20 protein-coding genes are annotated in these 26,871 nt (G+C 61.4%); 9 read left to right on the top strand and 11 right to left on the bottom strand.

The window, feature by feature from the left end; genetic code table 11:
- Positions 1–190: 190 nt before the first annotated feature.
- From greA to JYU29_RS10075, 3 genes are read left to right on the top strand one after another with little or no spacing between them, the layout of a single operon-like run.
- Positions 191–664, top strand: a complete 474-nt coding sequence (gene greA / locus JYU29_RS10085; RefSeq protein WP_213984671.1) for a transcription elongation factor GreA — start codon at positions 191–193, stop codon at positions 662–664.
- Positions 657–1,751, top strand: a complete 1,095-nt coding sequence (locus tag JYU29_RS10080) for a glycosyltransferase family 4 protein (protein ID WP_431192847.1) — start codon at positions 657–659, stop codon at positions 1,749–1,751. The genes greA and JYU29_RS10080 overlap by 8 nt, the downstream gene beginning before the upstream one ends.
- Positions 1,748–2,692: a glycosyltransferase gene (locus JYU29_RS10075; protein WP_347879877.1), complete on the top strand. Its 945-nt coding sequence runs from the start codon at positions 1,748–1,750 to the stop codon at positions 2,690–2,692. The genes JYU29_RS10080 and JYU29_RS10075 overlap by 4 nt, the downstream gene beginning before the upstream one ends.
- Here the strand turns inward: JYU29_RS10075 and JYU29_RS10070 are convergent.
- A complete protein-coding gene (locus JYU29_RS10070) occupies positions 2,689–3,180 on the bottom strand; it encodes an Lrp/AsnC family transcriptional regulator (RefSeq protein ID WP_213984669.1) in 492 nt (163 codons plus the stop codon). The two genes, JYU29_RS10075 and JYU29_RS10070, sit on opposite strands and share 4 nt — an antisense overlap.
- 218 nt (positions 3,181–3,398) lie before the next feature.
- Between JYU29_RS10070 and trxB the strand changes: the two genes are divergently transcribed.
- From trxB to JYU29_RS10055, 3 genes are all read left to right on the top strand, one after another.
- A complete protein-coding gene (gene trxB / locus JYU29_RS10065) occupies positions 3,399–4,373 on the top strand; it encodes a thioredoxin-disulfide reductase (protein WP_213984668.1) in 975 nt (324 codons plus the stop codon).
- A 38-nt stretch (positions 4,374–4,411) separates the two neighbouring features.
- Positions 4,412–5,308, top strand: coding sequence for a LysR family transcriptional regulator (locus JYU29_RS10060; RefSeq protein WP_213984667.1), 897 nt, complete (start codon positions 4,412–4,414; stop codon positions 5,306–5,308).
- Between the two features lie 809 nt (positions 5,309–6,117).
- Entirely contained in the window at positions 6,118–6,582 is a 465-nt protein-coding gene (locus JYU29_RS10055; RefSeq protein ID WP_213984666.1) for an Hsp20 family protein, read from the top strand.
- Between the two features lie 56 nt (positions 6,583–6,638).
- On the opposite strand, the gene JYU29_RS10050 is transcribed toward JYU29_RS10055, so the two are convergent.
- The gene (locus JYU29_RS10050) at positions 6,639–7,694 is read right to left on the bottom strand and encodes a threonine aldolase family protein (RefSeq protein ID WP_213984665.1); all 1,056 of its coding nucleotides are present in this window, start codon (positions 7,692–7,694) and stop codon (positions 6,639–6,641) included.
- Between the two features lie 358 nt (positions 7,695–8,052).
- Between JYU29_RS10050 and gltB the strand changes: the two genes are divergently transcribed.
- Both gltB and JYU29_RS10040 read left to right on the top strand, forming a co-directional pair.
- Positions 8,053–12,762 carry a glutamate synthase large subunit gene (gene gltB, locus JYU29_RS10045; protein WP_213984664.1) on the top strand — a complete coding sequence of 1,570 codons (4,710 nt, stop codon included), beginning with the start codon at positions 8,053–8,055 and terminating at the stop codon, positions 12,760–12,762.
- A gap of 105 nt (positions 12,763–12,867) precedes the next feature.
- Positions 12,868–14,325: a glutamate synthase subunit beta gene (locus JYU29_RS10040; protein ID WP_213984663.1), complete on the top strand. Its 1,458-nt coding sequence runs from the start codon at positions 12,868–12,870 to the stop codon at positions 14,323–14,325.
- Positions 14,326–14,339: 14 nt separating this feature from the next.
- Here JYU29_RS10040 and JYU29_RS10035 read toward each other — a convergent pair whose 3' ends face one another.
- From JYU29_RS10035 to JYU29_RS10025, 3 genes are all read right to left on the bottom strand, one after another.
- Positions 14,340–15,512 carry a DUF459 domain-containing protein gene (locus JYU29_RS10035; protein ID WP_213984662.1) on the bottom strand — a complete coding sequence of 391 codons (1,173 nt, stop codon included), beginning with the start codon at positions 15,510–15,512 and terminating at the stop codon, positions 14,340–14,342.
- An 83-nt stretch (positions 15,513–15,595) separates the two neighbouring features.
- A complete protein-coding gene (locus JYU29_RS10030) occupies positions 15,596–16,825 on the bottom strand; it encodes a lytic murein transglycosylase (protein WP_213984661.1) in 1,230 nt (409 codons plus the stop codon).
- Positions 16,826–16,946: 121 nt separating this feature from the next.
- The gene (locus tag JYU29_RS10025) at positions 16,947–18,659 is read right to left on the bottom strand and encodes an outer membrane beta-barrel protein (protein ID WP_213984660.1); all 1,713 of its coding nucleotides are present in this window, start codon (positions 18,657–18,659) and stop codon (positions 16,947–16,949) included.
- A 150-nt stretch (positions 18,660–18,809) separates the two neighbouring features.
- Here JYU29_RS10025 and JYU29_RS10020 point away from each other — a divergent pair, with 150 nt between their 5' ends.
- On the top strand, positions 18,810–19,784 hold the full coding sequence (locus tag JYU29_RS10020) for a KpsF/GutQ family sugar-phosphate isomerase (RefSeq protein WP_250157331.1): 975 nt from the start codon (positions 18,810–18,812) through the stop codon (positions 19,782–19,784).
- On the opposite strand, the gene JYU29_RS10015 is transcribed toward JYU29_RS10020, so the two are convergent.
- The 6 genes from JYU29_RS10015 to JYU29_RS09990 form a co-directional block, all read right to left on the bottom strand.
- Entirely contained in the window at positions 19,781–20,239 is a 459-nt protein-coding gene (locus tag JYU29_RS10015; protein WP_213984658.1) for an NfeD family protein, read from the bottom strand. The two genes, JYU29_RS10020 and JYU29_RS10015, sit on opposite strands and share 4 nt — an antisense overlap.
- 9 nt (positions 20,240–20,248) lie before the next feature.
- On the bottom strand, positions 20,249–21,208 hold the full coding sequence (locus JYU29_RS10010; protein ID WP_213984657.1) for an SPFH domain-containing protein: 960 nt from the start codon (positions 21,206–21,208) through the stop codon (positions 20,249–20,251).
- Positions 21,209–21,266: 58 nt separating this feature from the next.
- Positions 21,267–22,331, bottom strand: coding sequence for a ferrochelatase (gene hemH, locus JYU29_RS10005; RefSeq protein ID WP_347879876.1), 1,065 nt, complete (start codon positions 22,329–22,331; stop codon positions 21,267–21,269).
- A gap of 156 nt (positions 22,332–22,487) precedes the next feature.
- Positions 22,488–24,677 (bottom strand): 5'-nucleotidase C-terminal domain-containing protein, encoded by a 2,190-nt coding sequence (locus JYU29_RS10000; RefSeq protein WP_213984655.1) that lies wholly within the window; start codon positions 24,675–24,677, stop codon positions 22,488–22,490.
- 164 nt (positions 24,678–24,841) lie between these two features.
- A complete protein-coding gene (locus tag JYU29_RS09995) occupies positions 24,842–25,231 on the bottom strand; it encodes an Omp10 family outer membrane lipoprotein (protein ID WP_213984654.1) in 390 nt (129 codons plus the stop codon).
- Between the two features lie 96 nt (positions 25,232–25,327).
- A complete protein-coding gene (locus JYU29_RS09990; protein WP_213984653.1) occupies positions 25,328–26,776 on the bottom strand; it encodes a homospermidine synthase in 1,449 nt (482 codons plus the stop codon).
- Positions 26,777–26,871: the final 95 nt, after the last annotated feature.

Genomic DNA, 26,871 nt, shown 5'->3' with positions numbered 1-26,871 from the left:
GCCAGCACACGGATAGCCGGCTGTTTGTCGCGTCACACAAATAGACGTGGAAACCGGCCGGCAGATGGTTATATTAGGTTTAAGAACGCTATTCTGCGGGTCCGCTAGCCATGGTGCTATCGGGCCGTTTTCATTTTAGGCTTCGAGTACCGTGTTGGACACAAAACACGGAGTATGGAGGGTTTTGGAGATGAACAAGGTTCCGATGACCGGGGGCGGCTTCGAAGCGCTCAAGGAAGAGCTGCGCTGGCGGCAGCAGGACGAGCGGCCGCGTATCATCGAGGCGATCTCGGAAGCCCGTGCGCATGGCGATCTTTCGGAAAACGCCGAATATCATTCGGCCAAGGAAGCGCAGAGCCTGAACGAGGGCCGCGTGAACGAGCTGGAAGACCTGATCGCGCGCGCTGAGGTCATCGACGTGTCCAAGCTGACGGGCGACACGGTGAAGTTCGGCGCGACCGTGGAACTCGTTGACGAGGACACGGAAGAAAAGAAGACCTACCAGATCGTCGGCGACCAGGAAGCCGATGTAAAGCTCGGCCGCATCTCGATTTCTTCGCCTATCGCGCGTGCGCTGATCGGCAAGAAGCTCGGTGACACGATCGAGGTGAATGCTCCGGGCGGCGCACGGGGCTACGAGGTCACCGACGTTCGCTTTGGCTGACACCAGGCATATTCATCTTCAAAAGGCGCGTGACGTTGATGTCGCGCGCCTTCTTGTTGTGGCGCCCAACTTCAAGAAGCGGCTGTCGGGCGTCACCAGCACGATCATCCAGCTTCTGCCTTTGCAGGCGCAACGCTTCCCGATCGCAAGTCTGGGCGCCGGCCTGCCCGACTTCGTGCCATGCATGCGGCGGAGCCAGGTCTTCGGGCTCCTGAAGCGGCCGCAGGGGCGGCCTTTTCGCATCTGGCATGCCCGGCGCAACGTCGAGATGATCGGGGGCATCCTTCTGCGCGATGTTTTGCGCGCGCCGGTGAAGCTCGTTTTCACCTCGGCCGCCCAGCGCGACCACAAGCCCTTCACCAAATGGCTGATCCGCCGCATGGATGCGGTGATCGCAACCAGCGCCCGGTCCGGCAGCTTTCTTCATGTGCCGCATACGGTGATCCGGCACGGCGTCGACCTTGCCGCCTTTGTGCCGGCGGCCGATCGTGACGCTGCCGTTGCCGAGGCAGGCTTTGCCGGGCAGCGGCTGATCGGCTGCTTCGGACGGGTTCGCGAGCAGAAGGGCACCGACCTGTTCGTGGCCGCAATGATCGCGCTGCTGCCGAGCCGTCCCGGCTGGACGGCGGTGATCACCGGACGGGTGACGGACGACAATCGCGCTTTCGCCGAGGGGTTGAAGGCGCAGATTGCGGCTGCGGGCTTGAGCGAGCGCATCCGCTTTCTTGGCGAGGTGCCGGACATCAAGCTCTGGTATCAGCGCGTTTCCTTGTATGTCGCGCCCTCGCGCAATGAAGGCTTCGGTTTGACGCCGCTTGAAGCCATGGCTTCGGGTGCTGCCGTGGTGGCGAGCGATGCCGGTGCTTATGCCGAGATGATCGTTCCCGGCGAGACCGGTGCCGTGGCGCCGGCCGGCGATGGCGCCGCCTTGCAGCGCGCGATCCAGATCTATCTCGACGAGCCTGCACTGGCGGATGCTCACGGATCGAAGGCGCTGGCGCATGTGCGCGCGACATTCCCGCTCGACGGCGAGGCGGATGCGATCCAGGGCGTTTACGAGCGGCTGTGGCGGGGTGCGCCATCGTGAGTGAGAACCTGCCTTCCACGCTGATCCTCGGCAAATCGAACAGCTATGGTCTGACCCGCGACGCCGAAATCCTGCAGGACGCGATCAAGCAAGCCGGCGGGCAGGCTGAATACGCCACAATCAAGCAACGCAGCTGGTGGCAGCGTTTGCTGCGTACCAAGCGCGCCAAGCGGATCATCCATCTGGAACGCGCCTTTCCCGGCTGGTTCGGGGCTGCCTCGGAAGAAACCTTGCTGGTGCCCAATCAAGAGCGCTTCCCGCATCGCCAGGTTGGACGGCTGCGGCAGGTAAGCCGGGTGCTGGCGAAAACACGGCATGGCGAAGCGGTGTTCAGCGCGCAGGGCGTGGCGACCAGCTATCTCGGCTTTTCCTCACCGGATCGCCGGATGTCCGGTGTCGAAAAAGATTTCAGCCGCTTCTTTCACCTGGCCGGTGGCAGCACGCTGAAAGGCACGGAAGATGTGCTTGCGCTCTGGGCAAAACACCCGGAATGGCCTGAACTGTACCTCGTTCAGAAGCAGGCGAATGTAGCGGGTGGCGTGCCGAGGAACGTGACCCTCATCTCCGGCTATATGGACGACAAGGCCTTGCAGGTGCTGCAGAACGGATGTGGCGTTCATCTTTGCCCGTCGCGCGCCGAAGGCTGGGGGCATCATCTCATCGAGGGGCTTTCGGTGGGGGCTGTGGTGGTTACCACGGATGCGCCGCCGATGAACGAGCATGTCGATGCCAGCTGCGGCGTGCTCGTGCCCTATCAACGCAGTGAACCGCGTCATCTCGGCACGAATTTCTATGTCGATCCGACCGCGCTTGAAGCTGCGATCGAGCGCATCATCGCGATGCCTGATGCCGAAAAGCGCTCGTTGGGCGAGGCTGCTCGTCGGCGCTACGAGGCGATTGATGCCGGCTTTCGCCAGCGCGTCCGGGATCTGCTGGTCTAGAAGTCCTGCATGGCTTGGTCGATCGCGACGCGGCCCTCATCCTTGACCTGGCGAATGGTGAGCGCGGTTCGCACCGTATCGACATTCGGCGCGGAGGTCAGAACCTCGATCACGAAGCTCTGGAAGGTCGCGAGATCGGCCGCGACGCAATGCAGGAAGAAGTCCGATTCGCCCGACACCATCCAGGCCGAGCGCACGATCGGCCAGCCTTCAACCAGTTTGGAGAAGGCTTTGAGATCGGCATCAGACTGACGGTTAAGGCCGACGAGTGCGAAGGCAACCACCGTCATGCCAAGCGCGGCGTTGTCGAGCAGCGCACGGTACTGACGGATGATGCCTTGATCTTCCAGTCGCTTCACGCGCCGCAAGCAGGGCGGGGCGGAGATGCCGACGCGGCGCGACAGTTCGACATTGGTCATACGGCCATCATCCTGCAATTCACGCAGGATCTTCCAGTCGATGGCATCCAGATCGGCTTTCAAGGTCATGGCGGCTCGGATGGTGTTCTGACGGGGTGGAAGATCGCGGGATGCAGCTTACCTCGCATAAACCAAACTTCTGCCAACGCCTAGCTGGCAGCGCGTTTGCGCGCGAATGAGCTTGGGATACCGACGGGCTCGCCTTGCAAGCAGTAGCCGCAAAGTCCTATCTTCGCGACAAGATGTTGAGAAGGTCGCAGACTTGTGCGGCCACCAAGAGGCTTTTCATGAACACGCGCCACGCACCCGTTGCGATCATCGGTTCGGGCCCGGCCGGCTACACGGCCGCAATCTATGCCGCTCGCGCCATGCTGAAGCCGATGCTGATTGCCGGCATGCAGCAGGGCGGTCAGTTGATGATCACCACCGAGGTCGAGAACTATCCGGGCTTTGCCGATCCGGTTCAGGGTCCCTGGCTGATGGGCGAGATGATGAAGCAGGCGGAGCATGTCGGCACCGACATGGTCAACGACCTCATTACTTCCGTCGATCTCGATGTCCGTCCGTTTCGCATGATGGGCGATTCCGGCACGGTCTACACCTGTGATGCGCTGGTGATCGCCACCGGCGCGCAGGCCAAGTGGCTCGGCCTGCCCAGCGAAACGGCCTTCATGGGCTTCGGTGTTTCGGCTTGTGCGACCTGCGACGGCTTCTTTTATCGCAACAAGGACGTGGTTGTGATCGGCGGCGGCAATTCGGCGGTCGAGGAAGCGCTGTATCTTTCCAATCTGGCGCGCCACGTGACGGTCGTGCATCGTCGCAACGAGTTCCGCTCCGAGCGCATCCTGCGTGAACGCCTGATGGCGAAGGACAATGTGACGGTTCTCTGGAACACGGTGGTGGACGAGATCGTCGGCCAGCCGGCCAAGAAGCCGATGCCGCCTTCGGTCACCGGTATTCGATTGAAGGACGCGCATACCGGCGCTGTGAAGGAGATGCCGGTGGACGGCGTCTTTGTTGCCATCGGTCACGCTCCCGCCACGGAACTGTTCCAAGGCAAGCTGAAGATGAAGCAGAACGGCTATCTGTGGAGCGCGCCCGATTCGACTGCGACGTCGATCCCGGGTGTGTTTGCGGCCGGCGACGTGACGGACGACATCTATCGCCAGGCCGTAACGGCTGCGGGCATGGGCTGCATGGCCGCGCTGGAAGCCGAACGCTATCTGGCCGGCCTGGAAGTTCACCGCGAAGCGGCGGAGTAGGTTTGCAACGGCGTCCGGAGTGATGCCGAGGGGGAACGATGGCACTGGATTGGGACAAGCTGCGGGTTTTCCACGCGGCCGCTGAGGCTGGATCCTTTACCCACGCGGCGGAAAAGCTCCGCTTGTCGCAGTCGGCCATCTCCCGGCAGGTCAGCGCGCTCGAGCAGGATGTCGGCGTACCGCTTTTCCATCGGCATGCCCGCGGTCTCGTCATGACCGAGCAGGGCGAGCTCCTGTTTCGGACAGCGCATGACGTGCTGATGAAACTCGAAAACGTCCGCAGCCAGTTAACCGAAACAAAGGACAAGCCTTCCGGCATCCTGCGCGTGACAACGACCGTCGGTCTTGGCGCCGCCTGGCTCACGGAGCGCGTTCAGGAGTTTCTGGATCTTTATCCGGAAATTCAGCTGCAGATCATTCTGGCCAATGAAGAGCTGGATCTGACGCTTCGCCATGCCGATTGCGCCATTCGCCTGCGTCAGCCACAGCAGCCGGACCTGATCCAGCGCCGATTGTTCACCATGCACTTCCATCTTTATGCCGCGCCGAACTATCTGGCCAAGCACGGCATGCCGGAAAGCATCGACGATCTCGACAAGCATCGTATCGTGACCTTCGGCGAGCCGGTGCCGAGCCAGCTTGCGCATCTGAACTGGCTTGAGACTGCCGGCAAGCCCGAAGGCTTCCGTCGCCCGGCCACGCTCCAGATCAACGACATCCTTTCGGTCAAGCGCGCCGTGCAGCGTGGAGCGGGCATCGCAATGCTGCCGGACTACATGGTTGGCAAGGAAACCGGTCTCGTTCAGCTGATGACGGATACCGAGGTGCCGACCTACGACACCTTCTTTGCCTATCCGGATGCCATGAAGCAGCAGGTGAAGCTGCATGTCTTCCGCGACTTCCTTTTGTCGAAAGCACGCAGCTGGGCCTATTGAGGGCTCCCGCTGGGCCTACTGCTTTCTCCCTGTCGATCTAATCTCTCGTTTAGCAAGTCTGTGAATGGCTTCTTTCGCGTTGTGCGCTGCAGCATTGAGCAGGTGCCTGTTCGGGCGCCATACGTGCTGCCAAAGCTATCCGACCCTTCTACTGAGAACGGCTAAATGCCTGTTTGTTCAGCGGCTTCTGCTCATCGGCATGGCGGCGTGCTACGCTATTGTCTTTCTGCATGGGTGCATTGCAAAATGAGGTGCTTGAACATTAGGCAGCAATGGCTCATATGACAGTCATCTCTTGAGCGCGTTCTCCTCCCATTAGCGCTCATGAGTGTTCCCCTCTGGAGGTCAGCCTTTTTAGGCACTCCAATAACTCAGCCGGGTCGTTTCGATCCGGCTTTTTTTTGTCTTGCGTTTGCGTGATCCGCTCATCGGACAGGGGCTAAACGGCAAAAGGCCGAAAGCACCTTGCGATGCTTCCGGCCTGCTGAACCAGGAGGAAGGGACGTTGCAACCTGGTCCTGCCTCAAAGCGAACTTGTTGCTCGCTGTCTGGGGATGTTGGGTGCATCTTTAGCGATCGACGTCTGAACCGGGCCGGACAACAAGGTTCATTTTCGGTTCATTGGGCTGATGGCTCTGCCGATGAAAATCATCGCAAGCAGCGCGCAGAAATCACTTGAAAGGCCGAAACGGCCTCACCACCTATCTCCTGCGGTCGCCGAAATCGGGGCCGCTGACAGGATGGAACGCCAAATAGGGTTCCGCATCCGGTCACACGCACAACCATGTTGCTCACAGGAGAACAGACCCATGCGTCAGTTTGATTTTTCGCCGCTTTATCGTTCCACCGTTGGTTTTGACCGTTTGTTCGGCATGCTCGACCAGGTCAATCAGCCGGACGCGGGCACCAGCTATCCCCCTTACAACATCGAACGCACGGGCCAGGATGCTTACCGCATCTCCATGGCAGTGGCGGGCTTCTCGGATCAGGAGATTACGATCGAGGCTCATCGCAACGTGCTGACCGTAAAGGGTGAGCGCAACGAGGCCGACAAGGAAGAAGGCGTCGAGCTGCTGTATCGCGGCATCGCTTCGCGCACTTTCGAGCGTCGCTTCCAGCTGGCTGACCACGTCGAGGTCAACGGCGCCACGCTGAAGAACGGCTTGCTTCACATCGATCTGAAGCGCAATGTTCCGGAAGAGATGAAGCCTCGCAAGATCGAGATCACTTCGGCTGCCAACAGCTCGAAGCAGATCGAAGCCAAGGCTGCCTGATCTTTCGTTAGTCGTAGCGGACTAAAAGCGGCGCCCTCACGGGCGCCGCTTTTGTTTCAGGCATTGCTGAGAAGACGCTGGACCTGCTCGATGTCGGCTTCCTGCGTGGCGAAGCTGGTGACGAAACGATAGAGCTGTTCATCGTCATCGAGCACGGCATCGGTCACCCGCGGCAGCTTCCATTGGGCGAACACGGCCCCTGCGGAGCGCAGGCGCTCGGCGCTGGTGTCGCTGAGGATCGCGAAGATCTCATTGGCCTGCGGTGTCCAGCCGAGACGGGCACCCGGCGCGGTCTCAAAAACCTGCGCGAGATTTGCTGTCATGGTGTTGGCGTGGCGAGCCAGATCGAGCCAGAGATCGTTCTGCAGATAGGCTTCGAATTGCGCGGCGATGAAGCGCGTTTTGGAGAACAGCTGCGCGCCGCGTTTGCGGATGTAAGGCAGTTCGCCGGTGAAGCGATCACCGAAGATGATAATGGCTTCCGCGCACCAGCAGCCGTTCTTGGTGCCACCGAAGGACACCATGTCCACGCCGCGCTTCCAGGTCATTTCGGCCGGCGAGACATCCAGCGAGACGAGGGCGTTGGCGAAGCGCGCGCCATCCATGTGAAGCGGCAGGTCGTGCTCGCGGCACACGGCGCTGATCGCATCCAGTTCGTCGAGCGAATGAACGGTGCCGATTTCGGTGGCTTGCGTGATCGTCACGCCCATCGGGCGGCCGCTATGCACGAAGCCGGCGGGAAAGCGGGCGATCGCCCTTTGCAGGTTCTCCGGCGTGATCTTGCCGTCAGGACCATCGACGCCATGAAGACGCGAGCCGCCCAGAAAGAATTCGGGCGCACCGCATTCATCTTCGATCACATGCGCTTCGCGATGACAGAACGCCACGCCGCCGGCCTTGTTGAAGGCGGTCAGCGAAAGCGCGTTGGCTGCCGTGCCCGTTCCAACAAAGAAGACCTCGCATTCACGCTCGAAGATCTCGGCGAATCGCTGTTCGACGCGGCGATCGAGTTCGCTGGTGCCATAAGCCTGCGCAAAGCCGCCGGCATGGCGCACAAGGCTTTCCGCGATGGAGGGGTGGGCGCCTGCCCAGTTGTCTGAAGCGAAATGCATAGGTCCTGTCACGTCTGGAAAAGAGGGCTCTGAGGCGAGCGGCACGACCTTGATCTCTTTGAGGGGCATGACGCAAGCGCTAGTTTGGCGAGCGAAACACACTTTCAGCAGCACCTCCCGCGTAGTAATAATCTTTCAGCGAACCCTCTGCGCCTTTCGTCTTGTTGCGCTGCAGCGACGAATTTGTCGCGTTTCGGTCTTGTCGCTAAGAATGTAATCTGCCATACGAAGATAGGACAGTATTGCTGTCTTATCTGAAACTTGCATAACCTGCCGGTCGGAGGTCATTATGTCTTCCGTTCCGGTTTCTTGCGCGCTTGTGATCTAGAGCCGGATCACACAACTGGAGGCAGTACCCATGAAGGACGACACGCTTCGCGTCACGCAGACCCTCGCCGGGACTGCGGCCACGAAAACCGCCGCCCTGCCGGGAGGGCTGCCGAAAGCGCAAGGGCTCTATCATCCAGGCCGCGAGCATGATGCCTGCGGCGTCGGCTTCATTGCGCAGATGAAGAACGTCAAGTCGCACCAGATCGTGCTTGATGGTCTTCAGATGCTGGAAAACCTGACGCATCGCGGTGCGGTCGGTGCCGATCCGCTGATGGGCGATGGCGCTGGCGTGCTGGTGCAGATTCCTGATCGCTTTTTCCGTGAGGAGATGGCTGCGCAAGGCGTGGAGCTGCCGTCGGCCGGGCATTATGCCGTTGGCCACATCTTCATGCCGCGCGATGCCGAGACCCACGCTCATATCGAAGACATCATCCGCGACGTCGCGCAGTCGGAAGGCCTTCCGCTGCTGGGCTTCCGCGATGTTCCGGTTGATAATTCGTCCTTGTCGAAGGCGCCCAATATCGCGGCGTCCGAACCCTTCCATCGCCAGGTTTTTCTCGGCCGTCCCGACGGCATCGACGACGAAGTCTATGAGCGCCGGCTTTATATCCTGCGCAAGGTCATTTCCGGCCGCATCTATCAGGAGCACGGCAACCGGGATATCGGTTCATATATCGTGTCGCTGTCGGCGCGCACGATCGTCTACAAGGGCATGTTCCTGGCCTATCAGGTCGGCGCCTATTACAAGGACCTGCACGACCCGCGTTTCGAAAGCGCGCTGATCCTCGTTCACCAGCGCTTCTCGACCAACACCTTCCCGTCGTGGAAGCTGGCGCATCCTTATCGCATGGTCGCGCATAACGGCGAGATCAACACGTTGCGCGGCAACGTCAACTGGATGGCGGCGCGCCAGGCATCAGTGGATTCCGAGCTGTTCGGCAACGACATCTCCAAGCTTTGGCCGATCTCCTATGAAGGCCAGTCGGATACGGCCTGCTTCGACAATGCGCTCGAGTTCCTGACGCAGGGCGGCTACAGCCTCGCTCATTCCATGATGATGCTGATCCCGGAAGCCTGGGCCGGCAACAAGTTGATGAGCGCGGAGCGCAAGGCGTTCTACGAGTATCATGCAGCCCTCATGGAGCCGTGGGATGGCCCAGCCGCCGTCTGCTTCACCGACGGCCGGCAGATCGGTGCGACGCTCGACCGTAACGGTCTACGTCCGGCGCGCTATCTCGTCACCGACGATGACCGCGTGATCCTGGCCTCCGAGGCCGGCGTTCTGCCGGTTGCCGAAAAGCACGTCATCAAGAAGTGGCGCCTCCAGCCTGGCCGCATGCTCCTCATCGACCTGGAACAGGGGCGCATCGTTTCAGATGACGAGGTCAAGTCCGAGATCGCCACCGCCAATCCTTACAAGCAGTGGCTGTCGAACACGCAGCTCATCCTGGAAGACCTGAAGCCAGTCGAGCCACGTGCGCTGCGCAAGGACGTATCGCTGCTCGATCGCCAGCAGGCCTTCGGTTACACGCAGGAAGACACCAAGATCCTGATGGCACCGATGGCCACCACCGGTCAGGAAGCCATCGGCTCGATGGGCACCGACACGCCAATCTCGGCCATGTCGGACAAGTCGAAGCTGCTTTACACCTATTTCAAGCAGAACTTCGCGCAGGTCACCAATCCGCCGATCGACCCAATCCGCGAAGAACTGGTGATGAGCCTCGTGTCCTTTATCGGACCGCGGCCGAACATCTTCGATCTCGAAGGCTCATCCCGCCGCAAGCGCCTGGAAGTTCGCCAGCCGATCCTGACCAATGGCGATCTCGAAAAGATCCGCTCCATCGGCCACACCGAAGACCGCTTCGACACCAAGACGATCGACTTCACCTATGCCGCGCAGGAAGGCGCTGCGGGCATGCGCGGTGCGGTGGATCGCTTGTGCGAACGTGCCGAAGCTGCGGTGGCTGGCGGCTACAACATTATCGTTCTGTCCGATCGCCAGATCGGGGCGGACCGCATCGCCATTCCGGCGTTGCTGGCAACGGCTGCCGTGCATCATCACCTGATCCGCAAAGGTCTGCGCACCTCCGTCGGTATCGTTCTGGAAACCGGCGAGCCGCGCGAAGTGCATCACTTCGCCTGTCTTGCAGGCTACGGCGCGGAAGCGATCAACCCATACCTCGCTTTCGACACGCTGCTCGCCATGCATGCCAAGGGCGAGTTCCCGCCGCAGGTCGATGCCGGCGAGGTGGTCACCCGTTACATCAAGTCGGTGGGCAAGGGGCTCCTCAAGGTCATGTCCAAGATGGGCATCTCGACCTACCAGTCCTATTGCGGCGCGCAGATCTTCGACGCCATCGGGTTGAAGAGCGACTTCGTGCACCAGTTCTTTGCCGGCACTGCAACCACGATTGAAGGTGTCGGACTGGAAGAAGTGGCGGAAGAAACGCTGCGGCGCCATGCCGACGCGTTCGGTGCCGATCCGGTGCTGCGCAACACGCTCGAAGTGGGCGGCGAGTATATGTACCGCATGCGCGGCGAAGCCCATATCTGGTCGCCTGACGCGGTCGCTACGCTGCAACATGCCGTGCGCAAGAACTCCTGGGAGACCTACAAGGAGTATTCGGCGCAGGTCGATAGTCTGGCCTCGCGTGCGCAGACCATTCGCGGCTTGTTCAAGATCCGCACGGCCGGTGAAACAGGGCGTGCTCCGATTTCGATCGACGATGTCGAGCCGGCCGCCGATATTGTGAAGCGTTTCTCCACCGGCGCGATGAGCTTCGGCTCGATCAGCCGCGAAGCGCATTCGACACTGGCGCGCGCCATGAACGCGATCGGCGGCAAGTCGAATACGGGCGAGGGCGGCGAGGAGCCGGATCGCTATCTGCCGCTGCTCGATGGCTCAGCCAATCCGGAGCGTTCGGCCATCAAGCAGATCGCCTCGGGTCGTTTCGGCGTGACGGCGGAGTATCTCGTCAATTCCGACATGATGCAGATCAAGGTCGCGCAGGGCGCCAAGCCCGGCGAAGGTGGTCAGCTGCCCGGCCACAAGGTTGATGCCACCATCGCCAAGACCCGTCACTCGACGCCGGGCGTCGGTCTGATTTCGCCGCCGCCGCATCACGACATCTACTCGATCGAGGATCTGGCGCAGCTCATCTATGACCTGAAGAACGTCAATCCGGCGGCCGATGTGTCGGTGAAGCTGGTGTCGGAAGTGGGTGTCGGCACGGTTGCGGCCGGTGTCGCCAAGGCGCGCGCCGACCATATCACCGTGTCCGGTTTCGATGGCGGCACGGGCGCCTCGCCGCTGACCTCGATCAAACATGCCGGCTCGCCTTGGGAAATGGGCTTGGCCGAAACGCATCAGACGCTTGTGCTGAACGGCCTGCGCTCGCGTATTGCCCTGCAGGTAGACGGTGGTCTGCGCAGCGGTCGCGACGTAGTCATCGGTGCACTGCTTGGTGCCGACGAATTCGGCTTCTCAACCGCGCCGTTGATTGCGGCCGGCTGCATCATGATGCGCAAGTGCCACCTCAACACTTGTCCGGTGGGTGTTGCCACGCAGGACCCGGTTCTGCGCAAGCGCTTCAAGGGCACGCCGGAGCACGTCATCAACTTCTTCTTCTATGTGGCGGAAGAGGTTCGGCAGTTGCTCGCTGATATGGGCTACACCAAGATCGACGATATCATCGGCCAGTCCGAACTGCTCGCCAAGGAAGAGCTGATCGAGCACTGGAAGGCGAAGGGTCTCGACTTCACCAACATGTTCTTCAAGCCGGATGCGTCGAAGGAAGCGACCTACTGGACCGAGCGCCAGGTTCATCCGATCGACGATGTGCTGGACCGCCGCTTGATTGAAAAGGCCATGCCTGCTCTTGAAGACCGCGAGCCGGTGGTGATCGAGGAAGCGATCCACAATGTCGATCGTTCGGCCGGCGCCATGCTGTCGGGCGAGGTCGCCAAGCGCTTCCGTCATCGCGGTTTGAAGGAAGACACGATCCAGGTGAAGCTGACCGGAACCGCCGGCCAAAGCTTCGGCGCGTTTCTGACGCGCGGGGTGTCCTTCGATCTGATCGGTGACGGCAACGACTATGTCGGCAAGGGCCTATCGGGCGGCAAGATCGTGATCCGGCCACCGGAAGACACCAATATCGTGCCGGAAGAATCGATCATCGTCGGCAACACCGTGCTTTACGGTGCAACCGAAGGCGAGTGCTACTTCCGCGGCGTGGCGGGCGAGCGTTTCGCCGTGCGCAACTCGGGCGCCATTGCGGTTGTTGAAGGCGTAGGCGACCATGGCTGCGAGTATATGACCGGCGGTCTGGTGGTTGTGATCGGCCAGACCGGCCGCAACTTCGCGGCAGGCATGTCGGGTGGCGTGGCTTATGTTCTGGACGAAGCCGGCGATTTTGCCGAGCGTTGCAACATGGCGATGGTCGAGCTGGAGCCGGTTCCGGAAGAAGACGACATGCTCGAGAAGCTGCATCACCATGGCGGCGACCTCATGCACAAAGGTCGCGTGGATGTGTCCGGCGACATGACCCGCCATGACGAGGAACGGCTGGTGAAGCTGATCTCGAACCATGCACATTATACGGGTTCCACGCGCGCGAGGGCGATCCTCGACGATTGGGCGACTTACCGGCCGATGTTCCGGAAGGTCATGCCGGTGGAATATCGCCGCGCCTTGGTTGAAATGGAGCGCATGCGCATGGGGGTTGCGGCGGAGTAATCCGCCGCGCCCGGCCGCTTCCCCGGCTTTTCTGCACAATTTTCCCTTCAAGCCATCTGCTGGCGTTCTTCACGCCTCGGCGGATCGACTGACGAGAGTACGACGATGGGTAAGGTAACAGGTTTTCTTGAGATCGACCGGCAGGTGGCAAAGTACCAGCCTGCGGCCGATCGCGTTCGGCACTTCCGCGAATTTACGCTGCCGATGTCGGATAAGGAGATCGAAAAACAGGCGGCGCGCTGCATGGATTGCGGCGTTCCCTACTGCCACGGACCAACGGGCTGCCCCATTCACAACCAGATCCCGGATTGGAACGATCTGGTTTACGGTGGCGACTGGGAAGGGGCGATCCGCAACCTGCATTCCACCAACAATTTTCCGGAATGGACTGGCCGCATCTGCCCGGCGCCTTGTGAGGAAGCCTGCACGCTGAACCTCGAAGACGCGCCGGTTGCCATCAAGACGGTGGAACAGGCGATCGCCGACAAGGCTTACCTGATGGGCCTGATCCGGCCACAGCCGGCTGAGGTCAAAACAGGCAAGTCGGTCGCGGTGATCGGATCCGGTCCGGCCGGTCTCGCGGCAGCGCAGCAGTTGGCTCGTGCGGGTCACGATGTGCATGTCTTCGAGCGCGAGTCCAAGCCAGGCGGTTTGCTGCGCTTCGGCATTCCCGACTTTAAAATGGAGAAGACCACTATCGATCGTCGCGTCGAGCAGATGCAGGGGGAGGGCGTGACCTTCCATTGCAACGTCAATGTCGGCGTGGACAAGACGGTGGATGCGCTGATCGAAGAGCACGACGCGGTGCTTTACTGCGGTGGTTCCGAGAACCCACGGCCGGCCGGCATTCCCGGTACGGAACTCGCGGGCGTGCATGATGCGATGCCTTATCTCGTGCAGCAGAACAAGCGCGTCGGCGGTGAGGATATCCAGTCCACCGCATGGGCTGCGGAGCCAATCCTTGCTGGCGGCAAGCATGTCGTGGTGGTTGGCGGCGGCGACACGGCGTCGGACTGCGTCGGCACTGCATTCCGCCAGGGTGCCGTCCGCGTTAGCCAGTTGGACATCCGCCCGATGCCGCCCGAGCGCGAAGACAAGCTGGCGGTATGGCCTTATTGGGCAACCAAGATGCGTGTTTCGTCGTCGCAAGCCGAAGGCGCGCAGCGCGAGTTTCAGGTCGCGACCTTGGAGTTCGTGGGCGAGGATGGCCATCTGGTTGGCGTGAAGTGCTGCGAGGTCGACGAGAAGCGCAAGCCGATCGCTGGCACCGAATTCGTGATCCGCGCCGATCTCGCATTCGTCGCCATCGGCTTTGCCGGACCGATCACCACGCATGGCGTGATCAGCGATCTCGGCGATCGTTTGACCCTGTCGCAGGACAACCGCCGTTCGGTGAACGTGGTTGCCAATGATCGCAACTACCGTACCAACATCGACAAGCTTTATGCCGCCGGTGACGTGCGGCGTGGACAATCGCTTGTTGTGTGGGCAATCCGCGAGGGCCGTCAGGCCGCGCATTCCATCGATACCGACTTGATGGGCGCATCGGTGCTGCCGCGCTAGGCGCGCAGACAGACTTATTGCCGTGACGCTGCCGCTGCTGGCGGCGTGATAGATGCCGTGCCTTCAGGAACGTCTTGCTTGGTGCCGGCTTTGCGGCTGAAGTCATCGGCCCGTCCCGTTTGCGTGCCGGCTTCGCGCTGTTCGCGCATCTGAATGTCGGCCGCAGTCCCGATGGAGGGTGCGGCCTCACCGCCGAGCAGCGTCGTGCCGCCATCCAGTTCGGGGTCGGTCAAGGAGATCGGCACGGTGCGCACGATGCGAATCTTGTCTTCAGCGCCGGGGCGAAGGTCGGCACCGGGCGTATAGGCCGGACCGATCAACCCGATCGCATCGCCGTCACCACTTCCAAGCGCGCGCCGCAGCGGCTTTTCGGCATAAAAGGCAATCTTACGCTTGCCGGCGGCTGTGAGGTTGATGCCGTCGCTGCCGCGCAGTCGCGCCTGCTGGCCGTTCATGTCCGGACCGGTCGTGATGAAGGCGCCGTTTTCATCGACGAAGCCGTCCCATATGTCGACATAATCAGCCTCTGCCGTGACAGATACGGCCTTGAAGACATCGTTATAGGCCAGCATGTCGGAGGTCAGGGATGTCTGCCGGAAGGGCGGCATGCCGACCCAGACCACGGGAATGCCGCGGCTTTCGACGGCGGTCGCCAGCGATGTTGCCCGCCTTGTATATTCTTTCATCCAGCCATCGCTGCGCGGCTCCAGACGCTCACCATCAGCCTTCATCTGCTGACGGTCGTTGGAGCCGAGCATCACGACCACTGCAGCTGGCTTTTCCTGATCCAGGATGCCGCCGATCTCACCCGGCCAATCGAAGAAGTCATCGCGCACGATGCCGGACGAACCGTTTGCGTGGTTCACCACTCGGATGTCAGCGTCCTGCGCGAACATATCGCTCAAGCCTTCCGCGACCCCACCTGCCATGAAGTCCCCGATCACGAGAACAACTTTGGCATCGGATGCCTTTTCGAGGGCAGCAGGAGCGGCCGGGGTCGGAGTCTGGACGCGGCGCGGCGTGGCGCGCTGCTTCTTCGGCGCCGGCGGGCGGGCAGCCTGAACCGGCGCTGTCTGCACCGGTTGTTCTTGCTGCCTGCGCTCACGCTGGTTGCGACGATAAAGCTCGCGGATCGCCGCACCGTCGAAGGCCTGTGCGTTCGCCTTGTGCGGCTCCATAGGCGGCATGACGAGCAGAACACCGGCAGAAAGAGCGCCGGTGAGGCAACGGAGACCAGTCTTGATAATACCCGTTGCCTGCACGTTCAGCCTCAGCGACCCCGAAGGGTGGTCAGAACTTCCTTGCTCGGATGGCCATCCGCATCCAGTCCGCGACGCTCCTGGAAGGCACGGATCGCGGCGCGCGAACCTTGGCCGATCTTGCCGTCGATCTTGCCATCATAATAGCCGTGCATCGTCAGGCGCTTCTGCAGTTCCTGCGTTTCTTCGAAGCTCAGCCGCGTGAATGGACGGTTCCAATCCCGTACGAGCGGTCCATAACCGGCGATCTGGTCGGCAAGAAGGCCGACGGCGAGCGCATATTTGTCGGCATTGTTGTAGCGCTTGATGACGAAGAAGTTCTTGGTCATCAGGAAAGCCGGGCCGCTGCGGCCGTCGAGAACCTTGAGTTCGGCATTCTGATTACCGCGCGGAAAGGCTTTACCGCTGGCGCGCGTGACGCCAAGCGACTCCCATTTGGAAAGCGACACGGAGCCGCCGGGGAATTTGCCAGCCGGCAAAGTGACTTCGTAGCCCCAGGTCTGGCCGCTCTGCCAGCCGTTGCGACGCAGGAGGTTCGCGGCGGTTGCCAGCGCATCCGGCACGGAGTTCCAGATGTCGCGCTTGCCGTTGCCGTCGGCATCCTGCGCATAAGCGAGATAGCTCGTGGGAATGAACTGGGTGTGGCCCATGGCGCCGGCCCAGGAGCCGCTCAGATGGCTTTCATCGATGTCGCCGCTTTGCAGGATCTTGAGCGCAGCAAGAAGCTGGTCACGGCCGAATTTGGAGCGGCGCTTGTCGGCGTAAGCGAGGGTTGCCAGCGAGCGCACCACGTTGCGCATCACCTGGTCGTTCTTGAGGATCTCGCCGTAGTTCGATTCCATCGACCAGATGGCGAGCAGAATGTTGCGATCGACGCCATAGGCTTTCTCGATGCGATCGAGCCACGGCTTCCATTGACGCGCCATCTGGCGGCCAATGCTGATCGAATGTTCGTTGATGCGGTTGTCGAAGTAATCCCAGACCGGTGCCGTGAACTCAGGCTGATAGGCGGCCTTCTGCAGCACTTCCGGATCGATGTCGCGGACATTGCGGAAGGCGCGGTCGAAGGTGCGGCCGGAAATGCCGTTCTTCGCGGCAGTCGACTTGAAGCTTTGAACCCAGCGCTGAAAGCCTGCATCGGCATGTGCGGGCTGTTGCGAAGCGAGCGTCATCGGCATGGCCAGGCTGGCGGCCAAAGCGAGGCTCAGAAAGCGTGTGGCGGTGCGGCGAATGGCGTGCATCGGCTATTCCTTCAATCAGATCGTAACACCACCTTGGCTCATCGGAGTTATCAGAGGGTTTACCATGAATAAGTCTGAGGTGGGATAGCGGCAATTTTCCGGCTTGCTCGCGTCAACGTGATCAGCGTTGAAGCTTGATCCCGAGGAAGACGCTCGTGGCATCCATGTCGCGGAAGGCAAGATCGCTGTCGATCTGCTCGTAGCGCACTCGACCTGTCAAACCGGCATAGCGGTTGAACCAGTAGGTCAGGCTGGCTTCCGTGTTCCAGATCAGCTCGCGGCTGTCGAGATCCTTGAAGTCGCGGATGCCGAGGCCGATCGATGCATTGCCGGTCAGGTTGGCGCGCAGCTCGCGCGTGGCAGACAAGGCGGCCGAATACAGGATCGAGCCGGAATCGCCGGGCGAGGTCGTCGCTTCAACGGTGGTGTTGCCGTTGAGCACAACCGTCGTTCCACGCATCGGCGACCATGTCAGGTCGGCGTCGAAGGTGGCACCGGACAGGGTACGCAGGCGATCGTCGTCGAAGCTTTCGGCAATCCAGCCGGCCGAAAGCTCACCCGCCCACTTTTCCGCAATGTCAATTTCCAACCCACCGCGAATGCCGCTGCGAACGCCGGAGCGCCGGTAACCGGCAGAATCGAGCTTGTTGTCGTAGAAGCGCTTGCCGATCTCGGCTTCAACGAACGGCGTAAGGGCCGGTGACAATTCCCAGCCGGTGCGCAGCACGAAGGCGGCCAGCGTGGAATTTCGGTCCTTCTGCGAAATGGTTCCGCCGGTGGAAAGATCGGCATCGCCATAGATGTCACGCTCGATGCGGCCGGTGCCGGTAAGCTGCAGCGGGCCGAAGTTCTTGCTGAGGCCGAGGCTGCCGTCGATCGATTGGCGGATCGGTTCATCCAGCGTGCCTTCGATCTGCACCGGCGAGGTCGCGGATTCCGGTGTGACCAGGTAGTTGGCAGTGGCGTTGAGCGTATAAGCGTTCGCGAGATCGAGCTGCAGCCCGGAGTTCAGCCCGCCATAAACGGTTTCCACCTCGTCGCCGCTGATCGTCTTGCGATACGTGCCGAAGCCGCTGAGGTAAGCGGAGTGCCGTGCCCAATCCGAATTGGCATTCAGCCGAAGCGTGGTTTCCGACAAAACGGCCGAGTCGCCGTTGGTGCTGGAATCCGCATTGTTCGTGGCGGTTATGCCCTGTTCCAAAGTCGGGAACAGCAGGAATGTGCCGGCGCGCAGACCCACCGCCGCGAAGGGCGTTTCCTCGAAGGTTCGGCGGCGCGCTTCGATCGCTGCCGCGCGTTCGCTGCGCCCGAGTGTATCCAGCGTATCAAGCGCATCGGTGTTGAACCGGCCCTGTCGCTCGGCGGGAAGGGCAGTAATCGCTTCTCCGCTGGTCCCTTCGGGTGTTTGCGCCGTTACAGCCGTTGCCGCGCGTCCCGTGAGGCTGCCGCTTGGAAGAGCCGGATCAGCAGCGCCAGCCGGTGAGGCAGGTGTGGTGCGCAGATCCGGTGCGGTGTTCGCGAAGGGATCGCTCGGGCCGGTGTCATCGAAAATGGACGTGGAGTTGGCGCTGTTATCGGACGAAGACTGCGAATCATCGGGCAAAGCGCCTTCGCTCGTCGGCTGGTAAACAGGCGCCTGTGCGATCTCTTCAAGCGCAGTTCGCGTGGCCGTCGAGGTGCCGGCGGTATTCGCGGGCGTGCCTGTGCGCAGACCCGTGCTTTGCGCAAACGCGGGCGCAGCAAGGCTCATCGTGCTGATCGCGGTGAACGATGCCAGCACTAAAGCGCGCCTGCGCCTTGCCTTGATGTGCTTGAGAGTAAGTGCCTGCGACATTCCCGGATCTGCCTTATCCGCGCGCTTCGCGAGGATTACGGAACCGTAAACAGGCTTGGTTAAACAAACCTTTCTGCTTGCTGATTTGCTTGAATGGACAGGGTTTTGCGAAAACGCTAAGCCGCAGCCATGAACGACATGAGCAGTGAAATGAACACGCAGGTTGACGGCATCCACTCGGCGCTGCGCACAGTTGCAACCGAAATGGCGGGTGTGGCCGCGCTGCAGGCTGCGCTTCAAAATGGCTTGGCCGAGCCTTTCGAAAAAGCGCTGGCGCTGATCCGCGGCATCTCGGGACGCTTGATCGTGACCGGCATCGGCAAGAGCGGTCACATCGGCACCAAACTGGCGGCGACCTTTGCCTCCACCGGCACGCCGGCCTTTTTCGTGCATCCGGTGGAAGCCAATCATGGCGACCTCGGCATGATCGGTCCAAACGACATCATCCTCGCCATGTCCTGGTCGGGTGAAAGCGCGGAACTGAAGGGCATCGTGAACTATGCCCGCCGCTTCGACATTCCGCTCATTGCGATGACTGCCGGGACCCAGTCCGCTCTGGCGCGTGAGGCGACCGTGGTTCTCGCTTTGCCGAAGGTGGCCGAAGCCTGTCCCCACGGTCTGGCGCCCACCACATCAACCTTGATGCAGCTGGTGATCGGCGACGCGCTGGCCATTGCGCTTCTGGAAGCGCGGGGCTTTACGGCCGATCACTTCCGCACCTTTCATCCCGGCGGCAAGCTCGGGGCGAACCTCACGCAGGTGCGCGATCTTATGCATCGTGGCGACGCGATCCCGGCTGCAAAGCTCGGCACGCCGCTGCGCGACGCAGTGATGACCTTGTCGCAGCACCGGTTCGGCTGCGTGTGCGTGCTGGAAGACGATGGCCGTCTGGCGGGCATCGTGACGGATGGCGATATCGCCCGTCACATCGACCGCGATATGTCGGCACTCACGGTGGACGACATCATGACACGCGAACCGAAGAGCGTTCGCCCCGACACTCTGGCCGGTGCAGCGATCGGTCTTCTGGAAGATCTCAAGATCAGCGCGCTTGTGGTGGTGGAAGATGAACGGCCGGTCGGCATCGTTCATTTCCACGATCTGTTGCGCGTCGGCGTCGCTTAAGCCGGTTCCACGATCAGCTCGGACCCGCTCACGCCGGTGACCCTGACGCGGCCGCCGGCTGGAAGATCCGGCCCTTGAACGAGCCACATCGTATCGCCGAGCTGAATGCGGCCGCGTCCTTCGGTGATCGGGTCGCGCAAGATGGCAGTGCGACCGATCAGCTGAATGCCGGGCCGGTTGAGCAGAGGCTCGTCGCTTTGCGTGTCATAGATGCCGACATAGCGGGTGCCGATGAAGGCTGCGAGAAGCGACAAGACCAGAAAAAGAACGACCTGCACATGCCAGGTCCAGAGAGCCGTATCCCATAAAGGAAAAGAAACGGCGCCGATGATCAAGGCGGCGATGCCGCTCCACAGCAGGTAAACGCCGGGCACGGCGATCTCCAGCCCCAGCAGGATCATGCCGAGCAGGATCCAGCTCCATGGCCCGAGATCGGCGAGGGCGCTCAGGATCATTGGCTGTCCTCAGTCCTTTTCCGGCGGAATGACCACGCGCGGTGGGCGCGACGTGTTTCCGCGGCGCGGTGCCGGTTGATCGGAACTGTCGCCGAACACTTCCTTGGCTATGGAGCCGATGCCGCCCAGCGAACCGATCAGGGATGAGGCTTCGAACGGCATCAGCACGATCTTGGAATTCGGCGATGTTCCGATCTTGGCCATGGCTTCGGTATAGCGCTGCGCAACGAAGTAGTTGATCGCCTGAACGTCGCCCTTGGCGATCGCTTCCGACACGACCTGCGTGGCGCGCGCTTCCGCTTCGGCCGACCGTTCACGGGCTTCGGCGTCACGGAAAGCGGCTTCCTTGCGGCCTTCCGCTTCCAGAACCTGCGCCTGCTTCAAGCCTTCTGCTTCCAGGATCTGGGCGCGCTTCGTGCGCTCCGCCATCATCTGGCGCGCCATGGAGTCCACGAGGTTGGCGGGCGGATTGATGTCCTTGATCTCGACGCGTGTGATCTTGATGCCCCAGGGGTGCGCAGCCTGATCCACGACGCGCAGCAGGCGCTCGTTGATGGCGTCACGGTTGGACAGAAGCTCGTCGAGATCCATCGAGCCCATGACCGTACGGATGTTGGTCATGGTGAGATTGAGGATCGCGTTCTCCAGGCCAGCCACCTGATAGGCGGCCTGCGCGGCGTTCAGGACCTGGTAAAAGGCGACGCCGTCAACGGCGACAATGGCGTTGTCACGGGTGATGACTTCCTGGGTCGGCACATCCAGCACCTGTTCCATCATGTTCAACCGCGCACCGACGCGGTCGATGAAGGGAATGATGAGGTTCAGGCCGGGCGTCAGGGTGCGGGTGTAACGGCCGAAGCGCTCGACCGTGTAGTTGTTGCCCTGCGGAACTGTCTTGATGCCTGCAAAGATCAGCAGGAGCACCAGGATCGCAAGCACGATAATGACGATGTCAAATCCGCCGAACATTCAGACCTCCGAGCATGTTACCCGAAGGTCTAGTCTATACGGTGCGTCAGGCCAAGGCTTAGAGCCAGCCTTCGAGCTCGCGGCGGACGAGTTCCTCGACGACCCGCATGCCATCGGCGGAGTCGTTCAGGCAAGGGATGTGCGAGAAGTTCTCGCCGCCCGCATGAACGAACTCTTCGCACACTTCGCGGCCGATTTCGTCAAGCGTTTCAATGCAGTCAACGGAAAAGCCTGGGTTGAGGATGGCGATGGACTTCACGCCTTCCTTGGCCAGTCGTTCCACCGTTTTGTCGGTGTAGGGCTGCAGCCATTCTTGCGCGCCGAAGCGGGACTGGAAGGTCGTCATGAGCTTCTTCTCGTCCCAGCCAAGCCGTTCGCGCAGCAGACGCGAGGTCTTCTGGCAGTGGCAGTGATAGGGGTCGCCCTTCTCGAAATAGGCTTTCGGAATGCCATGATAGGAGGCGATCACCACTTCCGGCTCGAAAGGCAGGGTGGCGAGATGCGTTTCCACCGAGCGGACAAGCGCGTCGATATAGACGGGCTCGTCATGGTAGGCCGGGAGAGTGCGGGTTGCCGGCATGTCGCGCAGCTTCATCAGAGCGCGGAAAAGCTGGTCGTTGGCGGTGCCGGTAGTTGTGGCGGAATATTGCGGGTAAAGCGGCACGGACAGGATGCGGCGGCAGCCGGCGGTGCGCAGGCGCTCGACGGCGGAGGCGATGGAGGGGCTGCCGTAGCGCATGCCGTATTCAACCACGACAGGCTCGTCCTTGAAGCTTTCCGCCAGCTTTTCGGCCTGGGAACGCGTGAAGGTGCGCAGGGGCGATTCATCCTTCTCGCGGTTCCAGATGCGGGCGTAGTTCTCGCCGGACTTCTTCGGACGCGTGGTGAGAACTGCGCCGTAAAGGATTGGATACCATACGGCTTTGTTCAGTTCGATCACGCGGGGATCGGACAGGAACTCGCGCAGATAACGCCGCAGCGACGTCTTGTCGGTGCCGTCCGGGGTGCCGAGATTGACCAAGAGAACGCCGATCCGATCCGGCGCAAGGGCTGGATGGTTGGCGGGCAGAGGGCCGGTCGCCTTGGAAGCCGCACGATCCAGGCCCGTCGCAGTTGATACCACCGCTTGATGCTCCTTCAAATTCTTACGAGCAGACATACGGTTTCAACGCCGTCAATCAATGCTGCAAAAGGAAGCGGGCGTCAGAAAACACCGAAAAGGCGGTGTCCATCCACCGCCTTTTCGCGATTTGGCAACGCGGTTTTCCGTGTTTTCGCGTCAGTTCATACCAGGAATCTGCAGTTCGGTGCCAACAATTAGACGCTGCGTACGCAGTCCTGGATTTGCACGCTGGATCCGACGCCATTGCGACCCGTCACCATAGGCAGCTTCGGCGATGTCCCACAGCGTGTCGCCTTTGACCACGGTGTGGCGACCGCCAGCGTTGGTTGAAGGCGAGGCGGGTTCGGTGGTGGCGCTGCTTTGAGTTGGGGCAGCTGGCTCGGAGGTTGGTTCCGCCGGTTGCGGTGTTGCGGACGTTTCTGCCGCGGGCGGGGTCAGGTCAGCCGGCGGGGTGGTGGGGGCTGGCGTTGTTGGCTCGGGCACCACTGTTTCAGCCGGAGTTGTTGCTGGTTCGGTTGTTTGGGGCTCGGCAGCGGGAACGGGTCCGCTGTCGGCGTTTGCGGAGGGCGGTTCGCTGGCGGTGGGTTCGGTTGTGGACTGTTGGCTGTTGGGCGCTGGTTCGGTTGTTTGCGGCTCGGCAGCGGGGACGGGTCCGCTGTCGGTGTTTGCGGAGGGTGGTTCGCTGGCGGTGGGTTCCGGAGCTGATTGTTCGCTGTTGGATACAGGCTGTGTTTCGGCCTGCGCCATGGTGATGCGGTTGTCGAGTTCGGGTGTGTAGGGGCTGTTGGCCAAGATGTAGTCGGCGAGCACCTGTTCGAGGCTCGGTCCGTAGTCATAAGCGTTTTCGGCCTTGTCGGCGAAGAGCTTGTAGCCGTCGCCGCCGGTGCGCACGAAGTTGTTGGTGGCGATCGTGTAGGTCTTGGCGGGATCGAGCGCCGTCCAGTTGTCGCCGTCCTTGATCTCGACGGACTTCAGGCGGCCTTCGTTCGGGGCGACGGATTTGTCGAACGTGTATTTGAGACCGGCGACCTGCGGGAACTTGCCCTTGCCTTCCTCGATCTCGGACAGGCCGGCTTCAAGCGAGGCCATGAGATCCTCGCCGGACAGCTGAAAGGTGGCGACCGTGTTCTGGAAGGGCAGCACGGTCAGGACTTCGCCCATGGTGACCGGACCGGCGTCGATCGAAGCGCGGATGCCGCCGCCGTTCTGGATGGCGACCGTCACGCCCTGATCCTTGGTGCGGTCGAGGATGGCATCGGCGATCAGGTCGCCCATGGCGCATTCCTGTGCACGGCAGGTCTCGCGGCTTCCATCCACGGCTGCGGTGAACTCGCCGACCGTCTTGGCCTTGAGTTTTTCGATCGGACCGCCGAGTTCGGCAACGCGCTTCAGAACCGCTTCGTCTTCGGGGATGGACTGATCGAGGTAGATCGGGTCGCCGCTTGCCTCCTTGACGACACCCTCGTCGTCGAACACGACGGTGAGCTTGCCGAGATATTTGGAATATGAGGCAGCCGAGACAACCGGCACTTCGTGGCCGTCGGCACCGTCGACCATCGTCGGGTAGGGACCTTCGGCCTTGTCGTCGGTGTTCGACAGGAAGGTGTGGGAATGGCCGCCGACAACCACGTCGACGCCCGGGATCTTGGCGATCACGTCGCGGTCACGGACATAGCCGACATGGGTGAGGGCCACGATCTTGTTGACGCCTTCGTCCGTCAGCGCCTTGACCTCGCGCTTGATGGCTTCGACATCGTCTTCGAATGCGAGCGTCGGGCCAGGGGTGGCGACATCTGGCGTATCGGTGGTGACGACGCCGATGATACCGACCTTCTGACCGCCGAGCTCGACGACCGTGCTGGGCTTCAGCTTGTCGCCGACCTTGGACTGATCGTTCGGCTTGACGTTGGCGCCGAGCACCGGAAACTCGGCCTTGTCGAGAAGGCGCATCAGGCCTTCTTCGCCATCATCGAATTCGTGATTGCCCACTGTCATGGCGTCGAACTTGATCAAGTTCGAGAATTCGGTTTCGACATCGCCATGGTAGGTCTGGAAGAACAGCGAGCCCTGATAATTGTCGCCGGCATCCAGCACGAGCACGTTCTGGCCCTTGAGGGCTTCGCGCTCCTGGCGGATGGCTGTGACAAGGCGGGCTGCGCCGCCGATGCATTCGCCCTTGTCCTTTTCTTCCTGCGAGCAGGTGGACTCGTATTTGTTGTTGCCTTCGATCCGGCTGTGCCAGTCGTTGATATGCAGGATGTTCAGCGTGTAATCGGCCAATGATGCGCCGGCCGACAGGCCGAGGATCGAGGTCGAAAGCGCGGCAAGCAGTGTGAGTTTCTTCATCGGCGTGTCTCCGCTGGTTTCCTGCATGTAGCCGCAGTTCATGTCGGCGGTGCTACAGCGTCGGCGAAAGGCCATGTTTCCATCGGGGTAGAAGGCTTTCAAGCCCCAACACGAAAAAGCCGGCCCAAAGATGAGCCGGCTTCATGATCGACGAAGAAAAACGTTTAGCTGCGGCGCGTCAGAACGAAGCGATTGCCTTCGGCGCTGGTGCAGTTCAGCTGATTGCTGGATGCGATGTTGCAGTTAAAGGCGATCGGCTGCTGGCGGATGAGCGAGGTGCCGGTGATCGCCACGACGCTTGCGCCATTGTAGCGATAATTGCCTTCCGACAGGCGGCTGCCATTGTCCATCGCGGTGGTCGTGAAGACGCCGTTGGAGAAGGTGGAGACGCCAACGCCGCTTTCGTCGACCCAGGCACCATCCACGCTCACCTGCTTGAGCATGGGGCCGGAACCGAGGCGCGCGCCAGAACCGCCATCGCCGCCGACGCAGCCCGCAACAGCGGCAGTTAAGGTGAGTGCGGACAACAGGCGAAGTGAAGAAGCGAGGCGCATCAGTTCATCCTCTAAAAAAGAGACGTTCGGGATTGACGCTCGTCTCGCATGATTCGGATGGCCGCGCGACTCCCGCGCGGCCTCCGCGATCAATGATTAGCGAACCAGAATGTTCCGGAACTGCCAGGGATCCTTCGTATCGAGATCTTCCTCGAACAGGCCGGGACGTCGATCGAGCGGCGTCCAGTCGGTGTAATGACCTTCCACCGGGCCGAGATAAGGCAGCTGAACTTCGAGGCAGCGCTTGAAGTCCATCTCGTCCGTATCGACGATGCCGGCTTCCGGATTTTCCAGAGCCCAGACCATGCCGGCGAGAACCGCCGAGCTGACCTGCAGGCCGGTCGCGTTCTGGTAGGGCGCGAGCTTACGCGCTTCTTCCAGGGTGAGACGCGAGCCGTACCAGTAGGCATTCTTGTCGTGGCCATAAAGCAGAACGCCGAGTTCGTCGGCGCCATCCACCAGCTCGTTCTCGTTGAGAACGTGGAACTCGTTCTGCGGCTTGCCGGCTGCGCCGAACATTTCATGCAGCGACAAAACCGCGTCATTGGCCGGATGATAGGCGTAGTGGCAGGTTGGACGATAGGTGATCTCGCCCTTCTTGTTCGTGGAGGTGAAGAAGTCGGCGATCGAGATGGCTTCGTTGTGGGTGACGAGGAAGCCGTATTGCGCGCCGGGCGTCGGGCACCAGGTGCGCACGCGTGTGTTGGCGCCGGGCTGCTCGAGATAGATGCCGAGCGGCTGGTCCTTGTCGCCGAGCGTGCCGGCGTTCTTGGGCATCCACTTCTCATGCGTGCCCCAGCCGAGTTCGGCCGGCTGCAGGCCTTCCGACACGAAGCCTTCAACCGACCAGGTGTTCCAGAACACGTTGAAGGGCTTCGGATCCTTGGCGCGCTGCGTGTCGCGTTCGGCGATATGGATGCCCTTGACGCCCGCCTTCTTCATCAGCTTGGCCCAGCCGGCGCGATCGTCGGTCGTTGGCACCGCGAAATCCATGCCGAGATCGGTCGCGAGATCAACCAGCGCCTGCTTCACGAACCAGGACACCATGCCGGGGTTGGCGCCGCAGCAGGAGATTGCCGTGGTGCCGCCGGGGTTGGCGGCTTGCTCGGCCTTCATCGTTTCGCGCAGCGCGAAGTTGGTGCGCTTGGCGTTGTCGATCGTTTCATCGAAATAGAAGCCGAGCCATGGCTCGACCACCGTGTCGATATAAAGCGCGCCGAGCTTGCGGCAGAGGCGCATCAGATCCACCGAGCCGGTATCGACCGAAAGGTTGACGCAGAAGCCCTGGCCGCCGCCTTCGGTCAGAAGCGGCTTCAGAACCTTCTTGTAGTTGTCGGCCGTGACGGCTTCCTGGATGTAACGGATGCCGCGCTCGTCGAGCAAAGCACGATCGGTATCCTGCGGGTCGATCACGACCATGCGGGACTTGTCGTATTTGAAGTGTCGCTCAATGAGCGGAAGCGTGCCCCTCCCGATGGACCCGAAACCGATCATCACGATCGGACCGGTGATTTCGCCGTGGATGGGCCAATTCGCTTCTGCCATTTTGTGCACACTCCTGTGTTTGTTGGGATGGGCTCATCCTACACCATAGAAGCCCGTCACAATAAACCCCGGGGCGGCAAAAGGGTTCTTTTGCC

It is taken from the genome of Tianweitania aestuarii (assembly GCF_018457165.1).
In the GTDB taxonomy this organism is placed as follows: domain Bacteria; phylum Pseudomonadota; class Alphaproteobacteria; order Rhizobiales; family Rhizobiaceae; genus Tianweitania; species Tianweitania aestuarii.
Note: the sequence above shows the minus strand (reverse complement) of the source record. Positions and strands in the feature narration are given on the sequence as shown.